Below are 1,459 nucleotides of genomic sequence, written 5' to 3' on the forward strand. Positions count from 1 at the left end.
ATGATGTTTGCTTTCGGTTATAATTAGGTCAAAATTCCGAACTCTCTTATTCCTCCCCCTATTTATACTTAATTTGAGTTTATGAAATTTTGCATTATTTAATGTATTTTTATAAATACACTTTTTAATAACACTCCTTAAATATTCCATTTTATCAATATAAATAAGTGCTGCATTCTCTAGACTGTAAAAACATATAACAAATATTCTCTCTTCGCTAATATCATGATAGTCTCGATCTACTATTCCGTAATAATTACTATCAGATTTAACTTTCCTCCTTATATTATTACAATTCCCTCCATTGTCAATGAATTTATCATTTAACTCTTCTATCTGCTGGTAGAAAATTTTATTAGAGGAGCCTTCGACATAAATTATGGGTTGAGTAACTAACTTTTTCATTCCTTGATTGTATTTTTCTTTGTCATATTTCATTTATGATTACACTTCTTTCGATATATTTCCCTCAATAGCAATAAAATCCTCATAAATATATGGAGCATGTGTAGCAATAAATAGAACTTTATTTTTTGTTAAAATATGCAAATCAGTAATTATTTTATTTTGAAAATTTAATGAAAGAGAGAGCTCTGGTTCATCAATTAAATAAATATCGACATCATTAAAAATTATATTTAAAAATAAATACGAAAGCCTTCTTTCTCCAGAAGATAATTTGTCAAACGACATCTTCTCAGATTTTTTAAAGAATATTATTTCCTTGCAATTTTCAATTTTAATTTTTATATCTGTATACTTTTTCATTACCTCATTAAATTGTTCAACCTTATTTAATAATAATCTCCTTCTTTCCAAAAGCTTAGTATAATTTTCACTTTGGATTTCGCCAAAACGTTCTTCCCAAAAAATCCCTTTCAATGCAATGTCTATATTATTTATTTCCTCTTCCACTATTTGATTTAACTTAATAATGTCTATATTATCAGTGGCGATATAAAGTGCTGATTTAACAGATAGCCTTTCTAAAATTTTTTTTATACTTAAAATTAATTCATTATTATCGTTAATTAACATAAAAATTCTATATTGCTTCTGTAAATGAGAAACTAGATATGTTAATTCCTTTATACTATTCATTACATTCTCTCTATGATATAATTCTGGTGAATTAATAAAATTACCTTCTAAAATACGCATGAGTTGGTCATAATCAGACAACCATCGATTGAATTTCTCTATTTCACTCACAGGTAAACCATTCTGAGATTTGTGCAAAAATATCCTTAACCTATTGTATAAATTTTCAAATCTTTTCTCAATGTAAGAGTCAATAAAATTATTGCTTAAAATACCTCTAAAAAAGTAGTCAACTTTTTCAAAAATATTCCTATTTTCTTTTAAAAAATCATTAATTTTTTTTAATTCATTTTTTTTAAATTCCTCATTTGTAGAAAATAATTGATTGTATCTTACATTATCAATTTTTAAATTTTTC

The 1,459-nt window shown here is 24.8% G+C and carries 2 protein-coding genes; both read right to left on the reverse strand.

Features of this window, described 5'->3' with window-relative positions; translation table 11 throughout:
• A partial coding sequence (locus tag C9J34_RS21530) for a hypothetical protein (RefSeq protein ID WP_202973696.1) occupies positions 1-438 on the reverse strand: 438 nt, incomplete at its 3' end.
• Positions 439-444: 6 nt separating this feature from the next.
• Positions 445-1,459, reverse strand: a 1,015-nt coding sequence (locus C9J34_RS21745; protein ID WP_153062674.1) for an AAA family ATPase, incomplete at its 5' end; no start/stop codon positions are given.

This window comes from Metasolibacillus meyeri (assembly GCF_003049505.1).
Lineage (GTDB): Bacteria > Bacillota > Bacilli > Bacillales_A > Planococcaceae > Metasolibacillus > Metasolibacillus meyeri.